Genomic DNA, 1,071 nt, shown 5'->3' with positions numbered 1-1,071 from the left:
ACGCGGGTCCCGGTCAGCTTGCCGGTATTGTTGTCGGTCGGGATATACACATCATGTTCCAACGCCACAATTTCAATACTGCCTTCCCGGTCCTGAACATCCACCGACCCTTTGATGTCGGCACCGCCGTCATCTTTCAGCCACAAATAAGCGGGGATCGCCATAAGTTTACTCCTGTTGTTGTCTCAATGAGGTCGCCGGTATCGGCGACGTTGTTGCTGAAACGCCCGGCACCGTTTGCGGTCGCGGACAGGCGACCGTGTTCGGTATCAGACGGATTTCAACTCTGCGATTAGCGGCACGCCCTGCCGCGGTGGTATTCGTCGCGATCGGTCGCGTCGCCCCGTCGCCGTGTACGGCGAAGCAGGCAGGCGACAGCTCGCCGGTCTGTAACAGCCAGTCACGGACGGCTTCGGCCCGCGCCAGTGACAGGGCCTGGTTTTTCGCGGCATTACCGGTCGCATCGGTATGGCCGGTGATTAAAATCATCCGGCCCGGTTTAGCGCGGAGAGCGATCAACGCATTGATTAATCCCGGGGCCGAGCCGGGTTTCAGTGTCGCCCGTCCCACATCAAACAGGGCCGGGCTATTCAGGCTGATCGTCTGCGGTAACGCGGTCGTCACCGGTTTTTTTGCCTGATGTTCAGGGGAGTAACCGGCTATCGCCGCCTGTAACGGCAGACGTAATCGCGCCCCCTGATACAGCCCCAGTCCCAGATGCCACGGCACCCCGTGACGGTAATACTCTTCAAGACGACCGGCATCGGCCCGCAATACCGCCATCGCCTGCGCTTTGCCGCGCGCATCCGTCATGGCGACAGCCTGATAGTGCTGCCAGTCATCGTCCACCTGACGCAACCCTTGCCGGTTATGCCAGGCCGAGCAGCCCAGCGCGGTCATCCCCGCCAGCATAAACAGCCCCAATGCCCCCCTCAGCGCCCGCGGCCCGACGGTCTGCCATGATCTCACGGGGAACAGCGGCCATACCGGGTCCGGGAAGGGCAATACCGGCATCCCGGTCTCCGGTGAGCTGACCGGGTCACCGGCGTTGTTGAGCGCCGTTTTGGCTTG

Annotated in this window: 2 protein-coding genes; both read right to left on the bottom strand. The window is 61.9% G+C overall.

All coding sequences use genetic code 11. The annotated features are described in order from the left end of the window. The coding region (locus LGZ98_RS23820) for a type VI secretion system tube protein Hcp (RefSeq protein ID WP_262978741.1) at window positions 1–164 on the bottom strand (164 nt) is incomplete at its 3' end. 4 nt (window positions 165–168) lie between these two features. Then, window positions 169–1,071: OmpA family protein (locus LGZ98_RS23815; RefSeq protein WP_262978740.1), on the bottom strand; the 903-nt coding region annotated here is incomplete at its 5' end.

This window comes from Photorhabdus kayaii (assembly GCF_025384895.1).
Taxonomy (GTDB): Bacteria; Pseudomonadota; Gammaproteobacteria; order Enterobacterales; family Enterobacteriaceae; genus Photorhabdus; species Photorhabdus kayaii.
Note: the sequence above shows the minus strand (reverse complement) of the source record. Positions and strands in the feature narration are given on the sequence as shown.